Origin of the sequence: Hyalangium ruber (assembly GCF_034259325.1) — a bacterium.
In the GTDB taxonomy this organism is placed as follows: Bacteria; Myxococcota; Myxococcia; order Myxococcales; family Myxococcaceae; genus Hyalangium_A; species Hyalangium_A rubrum.
Window position 1 is genome coordinate 1 of the sequence record NZ_JAXIVS010000021.1, and the last position, 19733, is coordinate 19733.

16 protein-coding genes are annotated in these 19733 nt (G+C 69.4%); 6 read left to right on the forward strand and 10 right to left on the reverse strand.

The genetic code is table 11. The features are described from left to right. Positions 1 to 285: 285 nt before the first annotated feature. Together SYV04_RS39345 and SYV04_RS39350 are read left to right on the forward strand one after the other, a co-directional pair. On the forward strand, positions 286 to 1779 hold the full coding sequence (locus SYV04_RS39345) for a catalase (protein WP_422724021.1): 1494 nt from the start codon (positions 286 to 288) through the stop codon (positions 1777 to 1779). A gap of 92 nt (positions 1780 to 1871) precedes the next feature. After that, positions 1872 to 2504, forward strand: a complete 633-nt coding sequence (locus SYV04_RS39350; RefSeq protein ID WP_321551223.1) for an ankyrin repeat domain-containing protein — start codon at positions 1872 to 1874, stop codon at positions 2502 to 2504. Positions 2505 to 2521: 17 nt separating this feature from the next. Here the strand turns inward: SYV04_RS39350 and kdd are convergent, their stop codons facing one another. The 6 genes from kdd to SYV04_RS39380 all read right to left on the reverse strand — a co-directional run bounded on the left by kdd (position 2522) and on the right by SYV04_RS39380 (position 10965). Beyond that, a complete protein-coding gene (gene kdd / locus SYV04_RS39355; protein ID WP_321551224.1) occupies positions 2522 to 3553 on the reverse strand; it encodes an L-erythro-3,5-diaminohexanoate dehydrogenase in 1032 nt (343 codons plus the stop codon). Positions 3554 to 3559: 6 nt separating this feature from the next. Beyond that, positions 3560 to 4567, reverse strand: coding sequence for an alpha/beta hydrolase (locus tag SYV04_RS39360; protein ID WP_321551225.1), 1008 nt, complete (start codon positions 4565 to 4567; stop codon positions 3560 to 3562). 23 nt (positions 4568 to 4590) lie between these two features. Beyond that, a complete protein-coding gene (locus SYV04_RS39365; RefSeq protein ID WP_422724022.1) occupies positions 4591 to 5541 on the reverse strand; it encodes a uracil-DNA glycosylase in 951 nt (316 codons plus the stop codon). A gap of 195 nt (positions 5542 to 5736) precedes the next feature. Then, positions 5737 to 6981: a bifunctional phosphopantothenoylcysteine decarboxylase/phosphopantothenate--cysteine ligase CoaBC gene (coaBC, locus tag SYV04_RS39370; RefSeq protein ID WP_321551226.1), complete on the reverse strand. Its 1245-nt coding sequence runs from the start codon at positions 6979 to 6981 to the stop codon at positions 5737 to 5739. Positions 6982 to 7031: 50 nt separating this feature from the next. Further along, positions 7032 to 10007: a carboxypeptidase regulatory-like domain-containing protein gene (locus SYV04_RS39375; protein ID WP_321551227.1), complete on the reverse strand. Its 2976-nt coding sequence runs from the start codon at positions 10005 to 10007 to the stop codon at positions 7032 to 7034. 127 nt (positions 10008 to 10134) lie between these two features. Then, positions 10135 to 10965 (reverse strand): sterol desaturase family protein, encoded by an 831-nt coding sequence (locus tag SYV04_RS39380; RefSeq protein WP_321551228.1) that lies wholly within the window; start codon positions 10963 to 10965, stop codon positions 10135 to 10137. 132 nt (positions 10966 to 11097) lie between these two features. Here SYV04_RS39380 and SYV04_RS39385 point away from each other — a divergent pair, with 132 nt between their 5' ends. The 4 genes from SYV04_RS39385 (at position 11098) to SYV04_RS39400 (ending at position 14594) form a co-directional block, all read left to right on the forward strand. After that, a complete protein-coding gene (locus SYV04_RS39385) occupies positions 11098 to 11805 on the forward strand; it encodes a TetR/AcrR family transcriptional regulator (protein ID WP_321551229.1) in 708 nt (235 codons plus the stop codon). A gap of 119 nt (positions 11806 to 11924) precedes the next feature. Further along, positions 11925 to 12908 carry a hypothetical protein gene (locus SYV04_RS39390; RefSeq protein ID WP_321551230.1) on the forward strand — a complete coding sequence of 328 codons (984 nt, stop codon included), beginning with the start codon at positions 11925 to 11927 and terminating at the stop codon, positions 12906 to 12908. A gap of 68 nt (positions 12909 to 12976) precedes the next feature. Then, positions 12977 to 14077, forward strand: a complete 1101-nt coding sequence (locus tag SYV04_RS39395) for a trigger factor (RefSeq protein ID WP_321551231.1) — start codon at positions 12977 to 12979, stop codon at positions 14075 to 14077. A gap of 154 nt (positions 14078 to 14231) precedes the next feature. After that, entirely contained in the window at positions 14232 to 14594 is a 363-nt protein-coding gene (locus SYV04_RS39400; RefSeq protein WP_321551232.1) for a hypothetical protein, read from the forward strand. 12 nt (positions 14595 to 14606) lie between these two features. Here SYV04_RS39400 and SYV04_RS39405 read toward each other — a convergent pair whose 3' ends face one another. From SYV04_RS39405 to SYV04_RS39420, 4 genes are all read right to left on the reverse strand, one after another. Beyond that, a complete protein-coding gene (locus SYV04_RS39405; RefSeq protein WP_321551233.1) occupies positions 14607 to 15644 on the reverse strand; it encodes a polyprenyl synthetase family protein in 1038 nt (345 codons plus the stop codon). A gap of 11 nt (positions 15645 to 15655) precedes the next feature. Beyond that, positions 15656 to 16369: a hypothetical protein gene (locus SYV04_RS39410; protein ID WP_321551234.1), complete on the reverse strand. Its 714-nt coding sequence runs from the start codon at positions 16367 to 16369 to the stop codon at positions 15656 to 15658. 23 nt (positions 16370 to 16392) lie between these two features. Then, entirely contained in the window at positions 16393 to 18558 is a 2166-nt protein-coding gene (locus SYV04_RS39415) for an FAD-dependent oxidoreductase (protein WP_321551235.1), read from the reverse strand. A gap of 93 nt (positions 18559 to 18651) precedes the next feature. Continuing rightward, positions 18652 to 19704, reverse strand: coding sequence for a saccharopine dehydrogenase family protein (locus SYV04_RS39420; protein ID WP_321551236.1), 1053 nt, complete (start codon positions 19702 to 19704; stop codon positions 18652 to 18654). Positions 19705 to 19733 lie beyond the last annotated feature (29 nt).

Below are 19733 nucleotides of genomic sequence, written 5' to 3' on the forward strand. Positions count from 1 at the left end.
GACCCGGCATGGACGCACCTTAAACGCCATTCCAGGGAAAGTGCTCAACCTCCTTACCTTCAAACCACCGCACACCGATATTTGGGTGCAACCCAGCCCACCGACATGACAGTGGATGTTCACCGCTCTTTCGGTGAACCCGAGGCGACTTCTTTCCTCAAACCATTGAATTCATTGAACTTAAACCCCTGGCACGGGCCCTGCTGAAGGAATCTCCCGCTTCCCCACCCCACCTCTCGGGAGACTGCCTTGAAGACGAAGCCCCTGATCCTCTCAGCGCTGCTCATGGGTAGCGCGGCCTACGCCGGCGCACCGGCCCTCACCACCGACTCGGGCTCCCCGGTCGGCTCCAACCAGAACTCGAAGACGGCGGGCCCGCGTGGCGGCATCCTCCTGGAGGACTTCCACCTCATCGAGAAGCTGGCGCGCTTTGATCGCGAGCGAATCCCGGAGCGCGTGGTGCATGCGCGCGGCGTGGGCGCCTACGGCACCTTCGAGAGCGCGGGTGACTTCTCGCAGCTCACGCGCGCATCGATCTTCTCCGCCAAGGGCAAGAAGACGCCGATGTTCGTGCGCTTCTCCACGGTGATCCACCCGCAGGGCTCTCCGGAGACGGTGCGCGATCCGCGTGGCTTCGCGCTCAAGTTCTACACGGACGAGGGCAACTGGGACCTGGTGGGCAACAACCTGCCGATCTTCTTCATCCGCGACGCCATCAAGTTCCCGGACATGGTGCATTCGCTCAAGCCCTCGCCCATCACCAACCGCCAGGACCCCAACCGCTTCTTCGACTTCTTCTCCCACCAGCCCGAGTCCACGCACATGCTGACGCAGGTGTATTCGGACCTGGGCATCCCGGCCAACTACCGGCAGATGAACGGCCACGGCGTCCACTCGTTCAAGTTCGTCAACGCCAAGGGCGAGGTGCGCTACGTCAAGTTCAACTGGAAGTCGCAGCAGGGCGTGAAGTCGCTCACGGCGGAGGAGGCCACGCGCACCCAGGGCCAGGACTTCCAGCACGCCACGCATGACCTCTACGAGTCCATCGGCAAGGGCAAGCTGCCCTCGTGGGAGCTGACCGCGCAGGTGCTCGACCCGAAGGACCTGGACTCCTTCTCGTTCGACCCGCTGGACGCCACCAAGGTGTGGCCGGAAGACAAGGCCCCGTCGATCAGCCTGGGCAAGTTCACCCTGGAGCGCACACCGGACAACTTCTTCGAGGAGACGGAGCAGGCCGCGTTCTCCCCGGGCGTCATGCCGCCGGGCATCGAGCCCTCCGAGGATCGGCTCCTGCAGGGCCGGTTGTTCTCCTACGCTGACACGCAGCGCTACCGGGTCGGCGCCAACTACCAGTCGCTGCCGGTCAACCGCGCGCGCGCTTCGGTGAACAACAACAACCAGGGCGGCAGCATGAACGCCGGCAACACTAAGTCGGACGTCAACTACGAGCCGAGCATCACCCGGGAGACGGAGGATGCCCCCGCGTACCTGCTGGCCCGGATGCCTCTGAACGGCACGACGCAACAGGCGGGCATCTCGAAAACGGACAACTTCTCGCAGGCGGGCGCCTTCTACCTGGCGCTGTCCCCGGCGGAGAAGGAGCGGCTGGTGAAGAACCTCGCCGCGGACCTCGGGCAGGTGCGTGACGCGCGGGTAAAGGCGCGCATGGTCGGCTTCTTCTACAGCGCCAACGCCGAGTACGGCACGCGGCTGGCCAAGGCGGTGGGCATCAAGGTGGATGACGCCAAGGCCGCCATCGCCCCGCTCGCCAGCCGGTAGCCCGCCCGGTGGTACCCGCCCCGGGGCCGTCTGTGCCCCGGGGCCTCTTTTGCCTCGGTAAACCCCTCGAACGTGCTGGATGGAGTGAAGCGATGCTGCGCAAGGTGATGAAGCTTCTGGGCCTGGTGGCGCTGGTGATGCTGACCGGCACGGCGGTCATGGTGGGCTACCTGATGACCGGCGGCCGTCCTCCCAAGGAGGGTCGCGTGCTGGCCGTGAGCGAGGCCGAGCGCTACCTGCTCGCCGCCGCGCGCGAGGGAGAGACGGAGCTGGTCGCCGGCCTGGTGAAGGCGGGCACTCCGGTGAACATCCAGAACGACCGAGGCTTCTCGCCGCTCATCCTCGCGGCGTACCACGGCCACCTCGAGACGGCGCGGGTGCTGGTGGCGGCGGGCGCGGACGCGTGCGCCGGAGACTCGCGCGGCAACACGGCGCTGATGGGCGCGGCCTTCAAGGGCCACGCGGACATCGTCGAGCTGCTGCTCCAGCAGCCCTGCGCGGTGGATCAGTCCAATGGCGTGGGCCAGACGGCGCTGATGTTCGCCAGCCTCTTCGGCCGCAAGGAGGTGGCGGAGAAGCTGCGCCAGCACGGCGCCTCGGCGCAGCGGCGCGATGCCAGCGGGCGCAGCGCCGAGGACTGGGCGAGCACCCAGAACCCCGAGGCTCCAGTCGCGGCGCCTACCGCGCTCGTGCCAGCAGGCGCCTCCACGGCGTCGGCGCGGTAGGGCCCCTTGGGGACCTGTCAGACGTAGCGCGTCTCGAACAGCTTGCGCAGGGCGGGCTCGGAGCGCAGCAGGTCCAGCGTCAGGTCCGCGTGACCCGCCGCGTAGCCGTTGCCCACGAGCATGGTGACGTCCTTGCCCACGCCCTCGGCGCCCAGGGCCGCCGCCGTGAAGCTGGTGGCCATGGAGAAGAAGATGACGGTGCCCCCGTCCTTCACGGAGAGGATCGAAGCCATCTCCGTGTTGCCCACCGAGGCGCAGTTGACGACGAGGTCGCACAGCGCGCCGTCGGTGGCCCGGGAAACGGCCTCCATCACGTCCACGCCCTGGGTGGCATCCACCTTCAGCGTCGCGTCACACAGGCCAATGCCCGACAGCGCCGCCAGGGCTTTCTCGGAGATGTCGAGCGCCAGCAGCCGCCCCTTCCCCTGGAGGTTGCGCCGGGCCTGCGCCAGGCACAGCGCGCCGCTCTTTCCCGCGCCCAGCACCGCCACCGTCATTCCGGGGCGCACATAGCGCGCCACCAGCGCGGGCGCGCCACACACGTCCAGCGCCGCCAGGGCGAGCGTGTCCGGCATGTCCGAGGGCAGGCGCGCGTAGATGCCGCTGGCGAACAGCAGGGCATGGCCGCGGATGTCCACCCGGTCGATCTCCGGGTGTACGGCCTTGATCTCCTCGATGACGAGCGGCGTGAGGGTGAGGCTCACCAGCGTGGCGATGCGGTCGCCCACCTGGAGCTTCTCGCGCGCCGGGTGCTGGGGGCCGATCTCCTTCACCCGGCCAATCAGCATGCCGCCCGAGCCGGTGACGGGGTTCTGCATCTTCCCGCGCTCGCGGACGATCTCCTGGATGCGCGCGGCGATGCGCGCCGGCTCACCCTTCACCTCGTCCTTGATCTGCTTGAAGGACGCGGCGTCGATGTTGAGGCTCTCCACGTCGATGAGCAGCTCCGCCTCGCGGCACGGCAGCGACGGGTCCAGCTGACGGGCCCGCTGCGGCAACACGCCCCGCTCCCCGACGACGCGGGACAGTCCGTACGTATCAGTGCTCATGTCCACTCACTCCCGCGCCATGCGCGGTACCAGGAAGCCCAACGAGCGCTCGAAGCGGTACGTCACCCCCGAGTGCGAGTCCTCGAACTCCTCGTGGCACAGCTCCGTGCCACTGGCCTTGAGCTCGTCGGCCAGCATGCGCGCGCCCCAGCGCAGGTTGAACTCGTCGCGGGTGCCGCAGTCGATGAAGACCGACTTCTGCTTGCGGAACGCGTCCAGGAACTTGGGCACGAAGCGCACGGGGTCATGCACCAGCCAGCGGTTCCACACGTCCAGCTTCAGCCGAGCCGTGTTCAGATCGAACGGCAGCTCGACGCCCAGCGGCTCGCCCTTCTTCGGCGAATACGCGGCGGCCATCGCCAGGATGTTGATGACGGTGAAGTCGTCCCCGCGCGGCTTGGTCTCCCGCGAGCGCCGCTTGAAGTCCTGGTACCAGGCCTCCACCCCGCCCGCCTTGAGCAGCGCTCCGGCCGCCTTGGGCAGGTCCGGCATGTAGCAGTACTCGAAGTAGGCGTCGCCGGAGTGGCTGCCCAGGTGGGAGAACAGCTCCGGGTGGTAGCGCCCCATCACCATCGCGCCGTAGCCACCCGAGCTGTGCCCCACCACCGCGCGCGAGAGCGCCTTGGGCAGGGTGCGGTACGTGCGGTCCACGAAGCCCACCACGTCCTTGGCCACGTAGTCCCGGTAGCGCCCGATGGCGTCACTGTTGATCCACTGGCTGCCGCCCAGCGACGTCCACCCATCCGGGAACACGCCGATGACGGGGGGAATCGTCCCCGCCTCGATGAGGGCGTCCAGCCGGTCCAGCGCGCTCAGGCCGAAGGCCGAGACGTTCGTCCACGTGGCCCCGCTGTTGGAGAAGGCGTGCAGGAAGTAGACGGTGGGGTAGCGCTGATCCCCCGCGCTGTAGCCGGGCGGCAGGTAGACGCGCAGCGCGCGGCGGGAGGGATCTCCCAGCGGGTTGGACTCCAGCGCGGGCGAATGCAGCTCGCGCGTCTCGAGTACTCCCTTCATCGTCTACCCCCTCACGCTCCGCACTAGGTGCGGGAGCCGGGTTGCTTGCCGAAGAGCTTCATGACCTGCTGGAGATCCTCCCAGGCCTTGCGCTTCTCCGCCGGACTGCGCAGGAGATACGCCGGGTGGAAGGTGGGCATCAGCTTCACGCCCTGGTACTCACGCCAATTGCCTCTCAGCCGTGTAATCGGTGTGCTGTCGCGAAGCAACGTCTGCGCCGCGAACTTTCCCAGCGCCACGATGACCTTGGGCTGCAACGCCAGGAGCTGCGCTCGCAGGAACGGCTCGCACGCGGCGATCTCGTCAGGCTCCGGATTGCGGTTTCCCGGCGGCCGGCACTTCACCACGTTGCAGATGTAGACGTCGTCCCGGCTGAAGCCCATGGCCTGGATCATCTTCGTCAGCAGCTCGCCCGCCGCGCCGACGAAGGGCACGCCCTGCAGGTCCTCGTTCTCGCCAGGACCCTCGCCCACGAAGACCAGCTCCGCGCGCGGGTTGCCCACTCCGAAGACGATGTTCTTGCGCCCCGAACACAGCTTGCAGCGCCGGCAGTCGCCCAGCTCGCGCCGGATCTGATCCAGCGTGGGCCGCTCGCCATCGACGACCCCGGGCAGCGGACCCGGGTAGGCGGGGGCGCGCTGGGGGACGTCGAGGAGCATCCCGTTGCCCACGGGTGCTGCGGGTGTCCGGGCCGGAGCGGGCTCGGGAGGAGCGGCGCGAGGCGGGGACGCCGGGCTCGGAGCGGCCTCGGGTGCGGCGGTCCGAACAGGGTCCGCCAGGGGCCGGGCGGCCGGGGGCGTCGCGGAAGACGCTGGCGCGGCGGCAGCCTCGGGCGTGGCCTTCGCTGCCCCGCGTGGAGGCATCATCGAGCGCAGCGAGGCGGAGCGCTCCGCGGCTTGCTTCGCCGCGTCGACCATCAGCACGCGGCCTCCCGCCTCCTCCTGCCAGAGCAGGTGGCGGCGCAGGTCCTCCATGGCTTCGGTCAGTTCTTCGGCGGATTCGCGCGGATCGCTCACGGTAGCCCGATCGGTAATGGAGGCGGTGCCTCCGGTTCAATGAGCCAGCCTGCGCCCGCCACCCGTACGCTTACCGCACAGGCGAGCAGGGCGCCACGGCCAATGTGCCCATCTTACAGGTAGGATCCGCCGCTGCCAACGTGCCACGTCACATCAACGTCCCGCGCCCCCTCGGCCGGAGGGCTCGGAGGCAAGGGGTAGGAGCAGCTCCAGGATGCCCCGAGCCACCTCGCGCTTGGTTCCGGTCAGGTCCTGTCGCAGGCCCGTGCGGGTGAGCACGGACACCCGGTTGGTGTCCGTCCCGAAGCCCGCCCCGGGAACCGTCACGTCATTGGCGACGATGGCGTCCAGGCCCTTGCGCTCCAGCTTCCCCTGGGCGTGCTCCAGCACCCGCTCCGTCTCCGCCGCGAAGCCCACCAGCACGGGCCGCTTTGGGGCTCCAGCCACCTTCCGCGACGCCTCGGCGAGCACATCCGGGGTGCGCACCAGCCGCAGCGACTCGGGCTCCTCGCCCTTCTTCACCTTCTGGGGGGCGCGCTTCTCAGGCCGCCAGTCGCTCACCGCCGCCGAGGCGATGAACCAGTCGACCGCCTCCACCCGCGAGAGCACCTCGCGCGCCATGTCCTCGGCGCTCACCACGTCCACCACCTCGAGCCCGTTGCGATCCACCGCGCCCACCGGCCCCAACACCACCGTCACCTGGGCCCCGAGCGCCCGCGCCGCCTCCGCGAGCGCCAGCCCCATCTTCCCCGTCGAGGGGTTGGAGATGAACCGCACCGGATCCAGGAACTCTCGCGTGGGGCCCGCCGTCAGCAGCACCCGCCGACCCGTGAGCGGCCCGCCGCCCAGCCGCGCCGCCGCTGCCTCCACGATGGCCGCCACGTCCGCCAACCGCCCTGCCCCCACGTCCCCACAGGCCAGCAGCCCCGCTCCCGGCCCCACGAACTCGAAGCGCGGATCGGCGCGCAGCGCCGCCACGTTCTCCTGCATCTGCCGGTTCTCCCACATCGCCACGTTCATCGCTGGCGCCAGCAGCACCGGCCCTCGGAACGCGAGCAACGAGGTGGTCACCGCATCCCCGGCCAGCCCTCCGCGGATGCGCCCCAGCAGGTCCGCCGTCGCGGGCGCCACCACGAACAGGTCCGCCCAGCGCGCCAGGTCCAGGTGGCCGAAGTTCCCCTCCTGGTTCGGATCGAAATAGTCCGTGAGCACGGGGTGCCCACTGAGCGCCTGGAAGGTCAGCGGCGTGACGAACTGCTTCGCCGCCTCCGTCATCGCCACGCGGACCTCGGCTCCGGCACGCCCTAGCTCGCGTACCAACTCGCACGCCTTGTATGCCGCGATGCCACCGCCTACTCCCACAATCACCCGGCGGCCCTTCAATCCCGTTGCGTCCATGGGACTTCCTTATGCGCGGCCAGGCGGGCTCGCAACCTCATGGCCGCCCTTTACTGGAGGAACGAGACCTCCTGCGCGCCAGGAACGCTCACCGAACGCACCACCGGCCCTCCTGGCGTCTCCGCGTGGAAGTTCGCCCACACCACCGAGTAGCGCCCCGGAGGCAGCCCCTGCAGCGTCACCCGCTCGGAGCGAGGCTGGTAGATCATCTGCCCATAGGCGGTGCGCATCAACTCCGAGGGAGGGCTGTCCACCGCCGGCACGTCCCCCGCCACCACCCACAGGGCCCGGCCCCGCTCGGGCTTGATCAGGACGGTGATCGAACCCGAGCCCGGCGCCGGCCCGAAGTCGAGCCGCTGCTGCGCGCCGCCCACCTGCACCAGCAGGGCCGGCTCGCCCGCGAACTCGCGATCCGTGCCCAGCAGGAAGCGGTAGCTGCCCGCCGGCAGATCCACGCCGTAGCGCCCATCCTGCCCGGTGACGATGGTCACGGGCTCACCGCGCTCAGCGCTCACCCCTTCGATCTGGTAGCCCGGAGCGGGCTGTCCACTGGGCAGGTACACCGTGCCGGACACGCGCGTGGCGGGCCGCAGCGTCAGCTCCAGCGGCCCTTCGTTGCTTCGGGTGAGCGTCCGCGTCGCCGACAGCCGGCCCTTGCGCGCGGACACCGAGAACTGCGCCACGTAGGGCGGACTGGAGAGCGTGAAGCGCCCATCGGGCCCGGAGAGCACGGACTCGTCGCAGACCTCGCACGACACCACCGCGTCCGGCGCGGGAGCACCGCTCTCGTCGCGCACCAGGCCGGAGAGGCTCGGCGCCTTCTGGAGCACCAGATCGCCCAGGTCCGGCGTCACGGGCCGGTCCACCATCAGCGGCTCATAGCCCGGCGCATCCACCGAGACGATGATGCGATCGCCCGCGGTGGCCAGGGCCACCTCGAAGCGCCCGTCGGGGCTGGACACGTCGTGCTCGTCCAGGCGGAAGCGGCGCACCGGCGTGCCGTCCTCGGCCACCACACGGCCGCGGAAGAGCGGGCGCCGCTTGAGCACCACCTTCACCGGCGGGCCTCCTGGCTTGCCCTCGGCGCGCTCCACCTGGTCGTACCCCGGGTGGCGCGCCTCCAACCGGTAGGTCCGCTCGGGGCGCAGGGCGCGGATCTCGAAGTGCCCTCGGGTGTCACTGGCCACGGGCTCCGCGCCACGCGGCATCACCACCAGGGTGGCTCCCGATACGGGAGCGCCCTGCTCATCCGAGACGTCTCCGGTAAGGACGGCGCCCGGGTTGAGCTCCGCGGTGAGCTTCAGCGTCTGCCCATCCTCCACCGTCACCTTCTGGCGCTCGGAGGCCAGGTAGTCCGGATGCGAGGCCACCATCCAGTAGGTGCCCGCGGGCAGGCCGCGCATGGGCACCACGCCGTCCGGACCCGAGGGCCGATCGCTGCGGAAGATGCCCTGCTGTTCCACCCAGAGGACGACGTCGGCGCCCTCCACCCGGCGGCCCTCGGACGTCACCGTCACCTCCAGCGAGGCGGCAGGCTCCAGCTCCAGCCGCACCCCTGAGGCGGGCGCCGTCACCTTCACCTTGCCGCCGCCCCACTCCGAGTGGTGCGCGTGCAGCTCGTACAGGCCCGGCGTGGGCACCTGCGCGGTGAAGAGACCTTCCGCGTCCGCCAACACCGCGTCTCCGGTGGGCTGGACCAGCACGGAGACGTTGGGCGCGGGCCGCCCGTACTCATCGATGACCTGGCCGGAGATGAGCGTCGCGCGCGTCATCTCCAGTTCCAGGGGCGTCTCCCCGGCCTTCACTCGCGCGGGGATCTCTACCTCCCGGAAGCCCTCGGCGCGCCCCAGCAGCATGTAGTCGCCCACGCCCAGGGGCCCCAGTTCCACGAGCGCCCCCGTCGAGGCCTTCTCCTGACGGATCACCTCGCCCTTGGAGGTGCGCAGGATCAGCTCAGGTTGGGGAACGGGCTGGCCGGCATCGTCCACCACGGTGACGAGCAGCCGCCCCGCTTCCTCCAGTTCCAGCGTGACCTGCGTCACGCGCTCCTCGAGCGTGAGAATGCGCGGCGCCGAGCCCAGCGCTCCGGCCTCGGCCGTGACCACCACCTCGTCCGGGTACAGCCCGGTGAACCGCGCGGGCGGTCCCTCGGTGCGAAGCTCTCGCGACAGGTGGTCCGCCTTCAGCCGCACGGTGGCCGCCACGGGCGCCCCGTCGTGCGTCACCCGGACCTCCAGCGTCCGCGTGGGCGTCAGCCGTAGGCGCACTGTCTGCGGGCCAGCCTCCACCTGGGCCTCCACCGCGGGCAGGAACCCCTCCGCGCTGGCGACGATATAGAAGGGGCCTTCCCCCAGTCCCTCGAGCGTGAAGATGCCCTGCCCTCCCGCGACAGCCTCGTGCGGAAGCGAGGTGCGGCGGGACACGGCGTGGACGCGCGCCCCGGGCAAGGGCTGGCCCGCGTCATCCACCACCTGTCCAGAGATGGTGCGCAGCGGGGGCAGGAACAGCTCCACCGGCTCGCCGGGAGCGGCGCGATCCCGCATCGCCACACCGTACCCAGAGGCCTTGGCCCACACGGAGAAGGAGACCCCGGCCAGGTGCGCGAAGCGGAACTTGCCGTCCGAGTCCGTGCGCGCGGTGGCCCGAGGCGTGAGGAAGCCGTGCTGCTGCTCGAAGAAGGCCAGCGCATGCACCCCACTCTCATGCGCCTGACACGAGAGCAGCGGCTGGCCACACTCGTCGCAGCGAACGGAGGTGATCGTCTTCTGCGCGCTGGCCGCGAGGAACACTTCCGCGCCGGGCACGGGCCGGCCGGTCGGATCCAGCACGCGACCGGTGAGCGCGAGTCCCTCCGCCTCGCCGGAAGACACCTCGACGGCCTGGAACTCGGGGAGCGCGCGCGAGGAAGGAGAGTCGGAGGCAGCGGATGCACGAGAGGGGCGCGAGGGCTCCGACTGCGGCCAGAACAGGGCCCCACAGACGACCACGAGGACAGACGCTGCCCCTATGACGAGCCACTTACGCATGGGTTGCCGCGACGGAACTTAATCCGGGGCGTGCCGGGCAACCTTCCTTCTTTACGGGAAATTCCCGGGCCGTTGCCCCCCAGACGCTCGGCCGGTCACGACAGCCGCCCTGGTCTCCCTACACGACTCAGGCGGCCTTGCTTGCGCCCACGGCATGCGTGGCGGGAAGCGCGTCCGCAACCTGGACGGGAGACAACCGCTCTCCGATGCGCGTCAGTCCCTGCCCTTCGCGCGCCCGGGCGTGGACGTGGGGATAGTCCGTGAACGCCGTCCCAAACCACCGATCCAGCACCACGGTGAAGAGCCCGTAGTGCCCCTGGTACCGGGCATGGTGCAGGGCATGGAACGTGGGCGTGAAGAAGAGTCGCCCGGCCCACGAGGACACGAAGCGCTTGGGCAACCACTCGGTGTTGCTGTGTCCCACGACGTTGAGGACGTAGTTGGTGAGGATGTACCCCATGAGGCCCGCCTGGGTCATGGGCATCACCTCCATGGCCAGCAGCACCAGACCAAAGCTTCCCCCCAGCAGCACCAGGCGCTCCAGCAGTGAGAAAGACAGGGAGGTGAGCGGATCCGTCACCTGCGCCACGTGGTGCTGCGCGTGAAAGCGGTAGAGCACACGCGTGTGCAGCAGTCGGTGCGTCACGTAGAACCACACCTCGAAGCCCACGAACATCCAGGCGAACGACAGCAGCGCCACCGGCACGCTGAAGGGCGCCAGGCGGTGAGCCGCGAAGTACCGGAACACCCCCACCAGCACCGCGTCGAAGAGCACCACCCCGACCGCCGCCCACGCCTCGCTGCGAAGCTGCCCATCAGCCAGCGCCCGACGGTAGACCCGCCAGCGCTCCGCCACGCGCGTATTCGCCAGCAACCCGCCGCCTCCCAAGATCGCGAGCTTCACCAGGCCTGTGACCACCAGGCTCATGCACAGCACCTGCACCAGGGTGGACTCCATGGGGTACTCCTCTTCACATGAGCGGGAATTTTTATTGGCAACGTTGATAACAACAGCGGGCCCGCATTGTCAATGCTGCCAATAACCACCCCGGCGTTGAACACGGAGAGGTGACGGGTAGGATGGGCGGCGATGGCATCCAAGCGTCCCGCTCGTCGAGACAAGGGCCGGCGCTCCTCCAGCCCCACAGAGCCTCCTCCTCCCCGGCGGCGCCGCACACCCGAGGAGGCGCGCGAGGAGATCCTCCAGGCGGCCGAGCCGCTCCTGGTGGAGCAAGGGCCCGATCGGGTGGGCCTGCAGGCCGTGGCGCGCGCCGCGGGGGTGAGCCATGCGCTCGTCACCCACTACTTCGGCACGTACGAGACGCTGGTCCGCGAGGTGCTCCTGCGCCGCAACCAGCTCGTGGTGGAGGAGTTCCAACGGCGCATGCTGGAGGCCTCCGAGCCGCTCAGAGCCGGTGAGCTGCTCGATCGCTTCTTCGCCATTCTCCAGCAGGTCGGTCAGACGCGGCTGCTGGCCTGGGCGCTGCTCACGGGACGCAGCGAGCACATGCCCCTGGCGCGCGCCCAGGGGCTGCGCGTGCTGGTGGATGCGCTGGAGTTCCACGCCCAGCGCGTGGCCCCCACCCTGGGGCAGCCCCCTCCTTCGCGCGAGACGCTGGAGATGGCGCTGCTGGTGGGGATATGCGCCTCGCAGTGGTACATGCTCGCTCGCGAGGGCCTGCTGCCTGCCCTGGGGAAAAGCGTGGATGCGGAGACCGACGCGCGATTCCGCGAAGTGCTCGCCGGGATGCTGCACTCCACCTTCGGGCTGAAGCCGCGAGGGAACGGCATGCCATGAGGGCAATCATCCCACATCAAGCCACAGTGTAAAAATGCACCTGGGTCTGCAACTTTCTTCCCGCTGCGCCGATAATCCCGGGTGAAGACGTAACCCTTTGAATCTCCCTGGAGTCCTTCATGGCCCCCCGCATTGGTGATGAGCCGCGCGTCGTCCGGCAGCCCCAGCCCACTCCCGCCAAGCCGACCACCCCGGCGCGGGCTCAGCCCACCAGTGGCACGCAGCAGCAGCCCGCTCAGAAGGAAGATCGGTTCGACGGGCCGATCAACGTCGTTGGCCGGATCGCCAACACCGTCAAGAGCTTCACGGACACGGTGCTCGGGCGCGAGACGAAGACCACCAGCGGGCAGCGCTCGTTCGGCCCCTTCAACCTCGGCAGCCAGCCCCGCTCGACGGTGGAGCCGCTGAACACGCGCGCCAGCCGCGGGGCGAGCATCCTGGGCACGGCCGCCAGCGTCGCGCAGCTGCCGGGCGCCACCTACACGGCCTTCCGTGACGCCCGTAACTTCATCCAGAACGCCACCCTGGAGAACGGCATCAAGGCGGCGGGCTCCGGGGCGAGCTTCGTCTCGACGACCGCCAACGTGGCCAAGGGCGTCATCGAGACGGGCAACCTGATCAGCAACTTCCGTGGCATCCGCGACGCGGCCGCTCGGACCATCCTCGACCGGGCGCCGGACGCCGCCCGCGGGCTGGTCAACCGCGTGGCCGGTGAGACCGCGCAGCAGGTGCTCGATGGCGCCTCGCGCCAGGTGACGCGCAGCGTGGCGGCCCGTGTGGCGGGCGAAGGCCTCGAGGTCGCGGCTCGGGCGGGCGCCTCCGCCGCGCGTGAGGCCGCTCCGCGCGTCCTCGCCGCCACCGCTGGCAAGGCCGCCTCCCGGTTCGTGCCGGGCCTCAACGTGGCGATCGCCGCGGCCGACACCGCCGCCTTCGGTGCGGAGGTGGCCAACGCCATCCGCTCCGGCGAGCCGAACTGGGGCAAGCTCGTCACCGGCGGCGTCACCGCGCTGGGCTCCATCGCCGCCGCGACGAACATCCCGGTCGTCAGCCAGGTGGGCGCGGCCGTCTCGACGGTCTCCAGCCTCATCGGCTCGTTCTTCTAGTCGGCCCCTGACTCTGGACCTTCGGCCTCCTCCCGAGGTGTGCTATCGAAGGTCCGGAGCGAGGCCCCATGGACCAGAAGAAGGACCGTTCCGAGAGCAGCATGTCCGGGTTGCCCACCGAGGATGTGCAAGTCAAAGGGCTCCTGAACAAGATCCCCGCGGCGCTGGCGCTGGACAACGCGCCCGTGAAGCTGCCGGAGGTGCAGGCGCCCTCCCTCGAGGGGCTCACCGCGGAGCTGTCTCCCAGGCCCATCACCCAGGACGATCTCCTCGAGCGTCTGGCGGAGCTGGTGCGCGAGCAAGCGCAGCGGCGCGTCCGCATGGACGGGGAAATCGTGGCCATGGGTGACGAGGTGATGATCGACACCCTGGGCTATGCCCAAGGGCGCCTCCTCCCGTTCTCCGTCCGGGAGAACGCGTGGGCCCTGGTGAATCCGGATCCCCTGCTGCCCGGCTTCTTCGAGGCGATGGTGGGCCGGCAGGTCGGCCTCTCGGTGGACATCGCCCTCACCCTCCCGTCGGACTATCCGGTGGAGGCGCTGCGCGGCGCGTCCGCGCGCTTCCTGGTGGATGTGAAGGAGGCGCGCGAGCTGGCGCTGCCGGACCCCCAGTCCGCGGCGTTCATCGCGTCCCTCGGCCGCGGCGCCACGCTCGCGGAGGTCATGCGCCACCTGGGCGAGGAGATCGCCCACGAGCGCACCACCGAAGCCGAGCGCGATGCGCGCGAGCAGGTGCTCGATGTGTTGGTGGAGCGCGCCAAGGTGGAGGTACCCACGGCGCTGGTGGACGAGGAGATCCGCCGCCGCTGGATGGAGGCCGAGCGCCCGATCCTCCAGCGCAAGGCCTTCGAGGCGGACGAGCTCCAGCAGGCGCTGGACGCCTGGCTCCAGGATCCGCTCACGCGGGCCGACGCCGCGCGGCGCCTGAAGATCGCCCTCGTCATGGCCGCCATCGCCCGGCGCGATCAGATCCAGCCCCGGCGCGAGGATCTCGACTCGATCGCGGGGCTGCTGACGGGGCCGGCGAAGATCCCGCGCGAGGAGCTGAAGCGGGTGCTCCAGAGCGATCCTTCGGCGCAGGAGCGGCTGGCCAACGTGATGATCCATCTGGCGACCCTCGACCACGTCATGTCGAAGGTGAAGTTCACCGCGGCTGGAACCGGCGCCTGATCCGGCCATGGGCTTTCTGGAATCGTGGATGTTCCGCGGCTGGCCGAGGCCCTCGCAGCCAGCTTCGTTCACGCTGGACCTGAGTACTGCGCGCCTGGGGACCCTAACCCTGGGGGCGCCGGCCCAAAGCCTGGCGGAGAGCCTGGGGCCTCCGGTGTCCTACTGGCTGATGCGCCGGCGGGGCTGGTGGCTCTATCCGGAGATCGGCCTGGCTTTCGAGGTGATGAACGATCGCATCATCTATATGGCGATCGTGGCCGCCCAGCCGGAGACCTCGCTGCTCCAGAACTTCGTGGCCCAATTCCGGCCCTTCTCCGGGCTCGTGCGCCACAGGCATGGGACCGAGCGCACCTCGAACCTCCAGGAGCAGACCTTCCGCGACGCCTTCGGAGCGCCCGTGTACGAAGACCGCGATCCCGAGGAGATCGTCGTGACGTTCCGCGTGAACGAGGTGGATGTAGAGACGGAGTTCCTCCCCAACGGACGCCTCAAGCACCTGGCGCTCTTCCCGACATAAGGCGCGGGGGCGTCAGGTCCGCTCGATGACCCAGGTGGGCAGCGCCGCCAGGAAGTCCTTGTCCGGCGAATCCGGCAGGTCGGCGAACACCAGCCAGAACTCGTGGAGCGCCGCCCCCGCCAGTCCGTGGGCCACCTGCCGCGCATAGTCGATCGAGCCGTACCGATCCATGCACTCGCGAACCCACCGGACCTCCTCCGGGGTCCGCTCCAACCGCGGCGTCCCGAGTACTCGCGAGAGTCGGGCCCGCTCATCGGCGTCCATCACGTTGAGCAGGTGGATGAGCATCAACGTGCGCTTGCCCTCCCAGATGTCCCCGTTGCGCTCCTTGCCGTAGCTCGCCTCGTCGCCCACGAGATTGAGCAGATCATCCTGGATCTGGAAGGCAGCGCCGACGAAGAACCCGAAGTGGAGATACCGGTCCAGCTCCACGCTGTCCCGGGTGCCGATGAGCGCCCCCACACGCATCGGGTAGATGCTGGTGTACCAGCAGGTCTTCTTCAGGACCATGCGCAGGTAGTCGGCCTCTCCCAGATCGGTGACGTGATGCTGGCGCCACCACAGCTCCAGCGCCTGACCCTCGACGGACTCGCGCGCCATCCGCTCCGCCTCCTCGAGGATCCGCAAGGCGAGCCGCGAGCCCAACATCCCCACGTTGTCGATGAGCGGCCGCAGGCTCAGGACGGCCAGGGCATCCCCGGCGTTGATGGCCAGGGGAGCCCCGTGGCGCAGGTGCAGGGTTGGACGTCCACGCCGCTCCTCGCTCTCGTCCTCCAGGTCGTCGTGGACCAGGAACGCATTGTGGAGCAGCTCCAGCGCCACGGCCGAGTTCAAGGCCTCCGTGGGCTGGGCACCAAAGGCGCGCGCGGTGGCCAGACAGAGGCTGGCGCGCAACGCCCGGCCGCCCCGCTCGGGATAATCCGAGACCAGCTCGTAGAACGCGTGACGGGACTGCCCGTCCCGCAGGTACTCACGCATGCGCTCCCGCGCGGCGGCCCCGTATTCCTCGAGCCGCTCCCGGACCCGCTCCGATGTGGCCCTGGCCGACATGCGCGCTCCAGTCATGGGGGAGGAATGCGAACGGTGAGCGTGCCGCGAGGAAGGCTCGTCCGCTCATCGAGGATGAGGCCGCTATAAACCCCGGGAGGGTGCTCCCCCGGAACCTGAAGGCGCAGGCACACCCGCTCCTCCTCCGGCAGGGCCTCGAGCCGCACGCCCGTGATGCGCGGCGTGTCTGGCTCGGGAGCACGCAGATCGTGAACCACGAGCGGCAAGCCCAAGGAGCGCGGGCGCAAGTCCACCGAGACCTCGACGCGCCGCGACGACTGGATGTCGAGCGTCAGTCCCACGGGAACTCCCCCCGAGGGCTCCGAGGACACGGGAGGCTCCGGAGCAACCGCCTTCGCCGTCTCGGTGGCGGTTTGGCCTCCCCCCGCCGCGAAAGGACCGGCAGTGCCCGAGGCGGGCGCGACGCCTGGAGCGAAGGGAGCCCCTGCCCTCCCCATCCAATCCATCCACAGGCTGGCGAAGTCCGCGAAGCTCCGGAACATCGCCCCGAAGCGCTGGGAGCCCTCATCCGCCGGTGGTGTACCCATGGAAGGAATCCCCATCCCACGCGCAACGTTCTGGCCCTGGCGCAGGTACTCCTCGATCACCCGGTACCCCATCGCCGCCCCACGGGAGGCGGCATCGCCGGGAGGAACCGGCGCTGGAGGTTCGAACAGCCCGCACCAGTTACGGATGGGCCGCGTGCGATCCGGCTCCGGCTTCTTCACTCTCTCTTGAGCGTCCATGGAACTCACGGGTGATCGAACCCCACGATCTCCTCGAGCCGAGGTGCGCCCGAGATGGCATGCGCCGCCAACCGACCTGACATCACCGCCGCTTCGACACAGCCCTGGTTGAAGCCACAGTCCGTCCAGTCGCCCGCGACGGTGAGGTTGTCGTAGGTATTGTCCAGCGGCGAAAGGCGGTACTTCAGCGTCCCAGGCAGGCTCAGGGTGTACCGGTCCGAGGGATTCACGTTGGCGGCCCAATACTGGGAGGAAAGGCGCGCCTCGCCCTGCATGTTCGCACTGGCCTCCGGCGACGCGTTCGCGTCCATGAGCAGGTCCCACCGGAACCCGCCCCCCTCTCCATGGGCCCGAGGCCACAGGTGGGAGATATCCCGCTGGAGGAAGCGCACGGCGTTGCGCCGGACCCGCTCGTGCTGCTCCTGAGGAAACGCAGGCCGGGCCCGCTCCGCCTCGGGGACATCCGGTAGCACGCTGCAGAAGTAGGCGATCGAAGCAGGAGGCTGGGGCCAGCTCTCCTCCGAGGCCAGGTGCGTCATGTCCGCCCAGGTGTCGAAGGGCTCGACGAACCCCGAGATGTTGATCGGCGGCTCTTGCCAGCCCAGCTCACGCATGCTCGCGCTCAGCCAGAGCTGGCAGGCCTGGGTCGGCACGCTCTTGACGTGCTCGACCATGGCACGCCAGCGCTCATCCCGCTCCACCAAGGGCTTGCAGACGTAGGGAATGGCCCCTCCCCCCACCGCGAGGACGACGAGGTCGAAGTCTTCCCGCACGCGCAGCGTCCGTGTCCCCGCTTTGCGCCGATCCCAGTGCGACTCGAAGGCCCATCCCTCACGCTCGAGCCGCTCGCCCTCCTCGAGCTGCTGGTAGTCGGGAGCCGCGGGCCAGCAGGGCAGCCCGCGCACGTCCACGAGCGGCTGGTACTCCCCTCCTCCCGCCACCCGGGCCTGCACATCGAACTCGAGCGTCTCCACGTACGGGCGCTCGCCCGGCCCGAGCCGCTCGGGCGTCACGAGTCGGACTTCCTCCAGGCGATGGAAGAACTCGAAGCGGACACCCCGTCGCTTCAGCACCTCGTAGAAGGGAGCGAAGACCACGTCGCCCATCCCGGATTGCATCTTCCAGAAGAAGGCCCCCCGGTAGGAGTAGAACGCGCGGAACGCGGCCCGCAGCCCCTGCCCGGCGGCGACCCGTGGCCTGCGGACATCCCCATCCTCATAGGCGAAGGTGAAATCGTAGAGCGCCCGAACGAAGGCACCGTTGATCGTCCCTTCCGAGGCACCATTGAGGCGCAGCCACTCCCGGCAGTCGTAATCATCGATGGCGTCAAAGCCTCTCGGATCCGTCAGCAGGCGGAAGCGCAGCCCCCCACGGACGACCGCCAGGATCATGTCGATGATCTCCCAGAGGCGGCGGAGCCTGTCGTCCGTCCCGAGCAGCCTCGCGAGCTGGTCGCGCAGCGCGGTGCTCACCGCGTCATGGAAGCGCAGCAGGAGGTTCTCCGGATAGCGGCGCAACGTGCCCAGCGCGACCTCCATCAGCCCCAGGGCCTCGACCACGGCGGCGAGCGTGGCGAACTGCCCGTACTTCAGGAGGCGCGACATCGACTCCATGAGCGCCTCCGGGTTCCCCGCTCCCGTCGGAGCAGAAGGCACCTCGGGCTCCCTGCCGGCGACGGTCGCCTCCGCGGACAGCACCAGGGCGCGCACCATCTCCAGGCTCCTCGCCAGATAGTCGGCGATGCTCGCCCGAGGGCTCTCGTTCCCCGGCTCGCCGGGCAGTCCCTTGGCGGGAGGCAGCCGGACCAGCCAGGGGGACCACTCCCCTCGCGGGGACCAGTCCATGATCCCGTTGAAGGGATCCGGCGTGAAGGCATCGCGCCAGTCTGCGATGCGGCAGGTGGCCGGGTCGCGCTTCAGCTCCGCATAGCACTCCCGAATCAACCGGAAGGCATTCTCATAGAACCCCATCCACAGATGGAGGCCGTGCTCCTGGATGCGATCCGCCGGCCCCCTTCCTGACGCGCCCTTGCCCCCCAGCCTCCAGCCAAGCTGGTACACGGTGACGCGATAGCGCCCCTGGTGCTCGGGGCGCGTGAGCTCGAAGGCGGCGGTGATCCCCGCGCATCCACCTCCGATGATCGCGACGTCGATGCAACGCTCGGTGCTCATGACCCCATCTTCATGAAGATGCACGCAAAGCCTGTCAATCCACGCAGGCCCCGAGCGTCCATGCACGAACGGCGATCTGGAACCGCGGGGTGATCAGAGTTCCTCCCGGAAGACACCTGGGAGTGAGAGCACGAAGTCCGGGCCGTAGACGCGCGCGGGCGTCTGGGCTCCGATCTCCAGATCTCCAGCCAGGACGCGCTCGAGGATGGCCAGCCCGGTGGTGCAGCTGAACCCATAGACTTCGGGAGTGCGCAGGCGCCCACGGAGACGGCGGCCCGCCGCGTCCTCCACCTCCGCGACGATGACGCCCTGGCACCTGGCACGCTCCGCGCTGGTGGGCCCCTCTGGCAGGACCCGCGCATGGACCTCGAGCATGAAGCGGCTCAGCGGCGTCGCGAGCAGCCCACCAGCCCAGCGGTTCGCCATCACCATCATCCACAGGGGCGGCGTCGAGTCCCAGTACACCTCGATGTCTGGAATGCCCGTCGAATAGTACGCGGCGCTCACGTCTCCCCAGCTCACGACGAGCCCCTGGCGCGGTCCGGTCCCAAAGTCGAACTCGTGCTGGAGCGAACCCGAGACGATCTCGCGGATCCTCCCGTCCCGGCGGATGTGGCTGGGCAGGCCCGCGTTGTCCGCGAGCGTCCGGAACGAGCCCCGGGAGACCTGATCGAGTCCAGAGATGCCCAGCTTGAGTCGCCGGGCCCCGCGTAACCGGCGTGACAAGTGGAGCGCGAGGCAGTCCGATGGGACGACGTCGAACCCGACGCCCGGCATGAGCATCACCCCGCGCCGGCGTGCCTCCATGTGATGCTGGAAGACGCCCTCGATGGACAGGGGCTCTCCGCTGAGATCGAGGTAATGGGTCGCCGTGCGCAGGCAGGCCTCGACCATGGGACGGAACGTCTTGGAGAACGGCCCCGCGACATGGAGGACGGCCGCGACATCTCGCAAGGCTTCGTCCAGCCCTGCGTCCAGGCGAGCTACCCGGTACTCCAGCCCCAGCTCCGAGGCGAGGGCCGCCAGCCGAGCCTCGTCCCTCCCGCCAAGGATGGGGCGCAAGCCGCGCTCCTTCGCCGCGCGTGCCAGCAGCCTGCCCGTGTAGCCCGTGGCACCGTAGAGGAGGAAGGGATGGGAGGTCGGCATTGGATCACCTCCACCAGCAACCTACGACA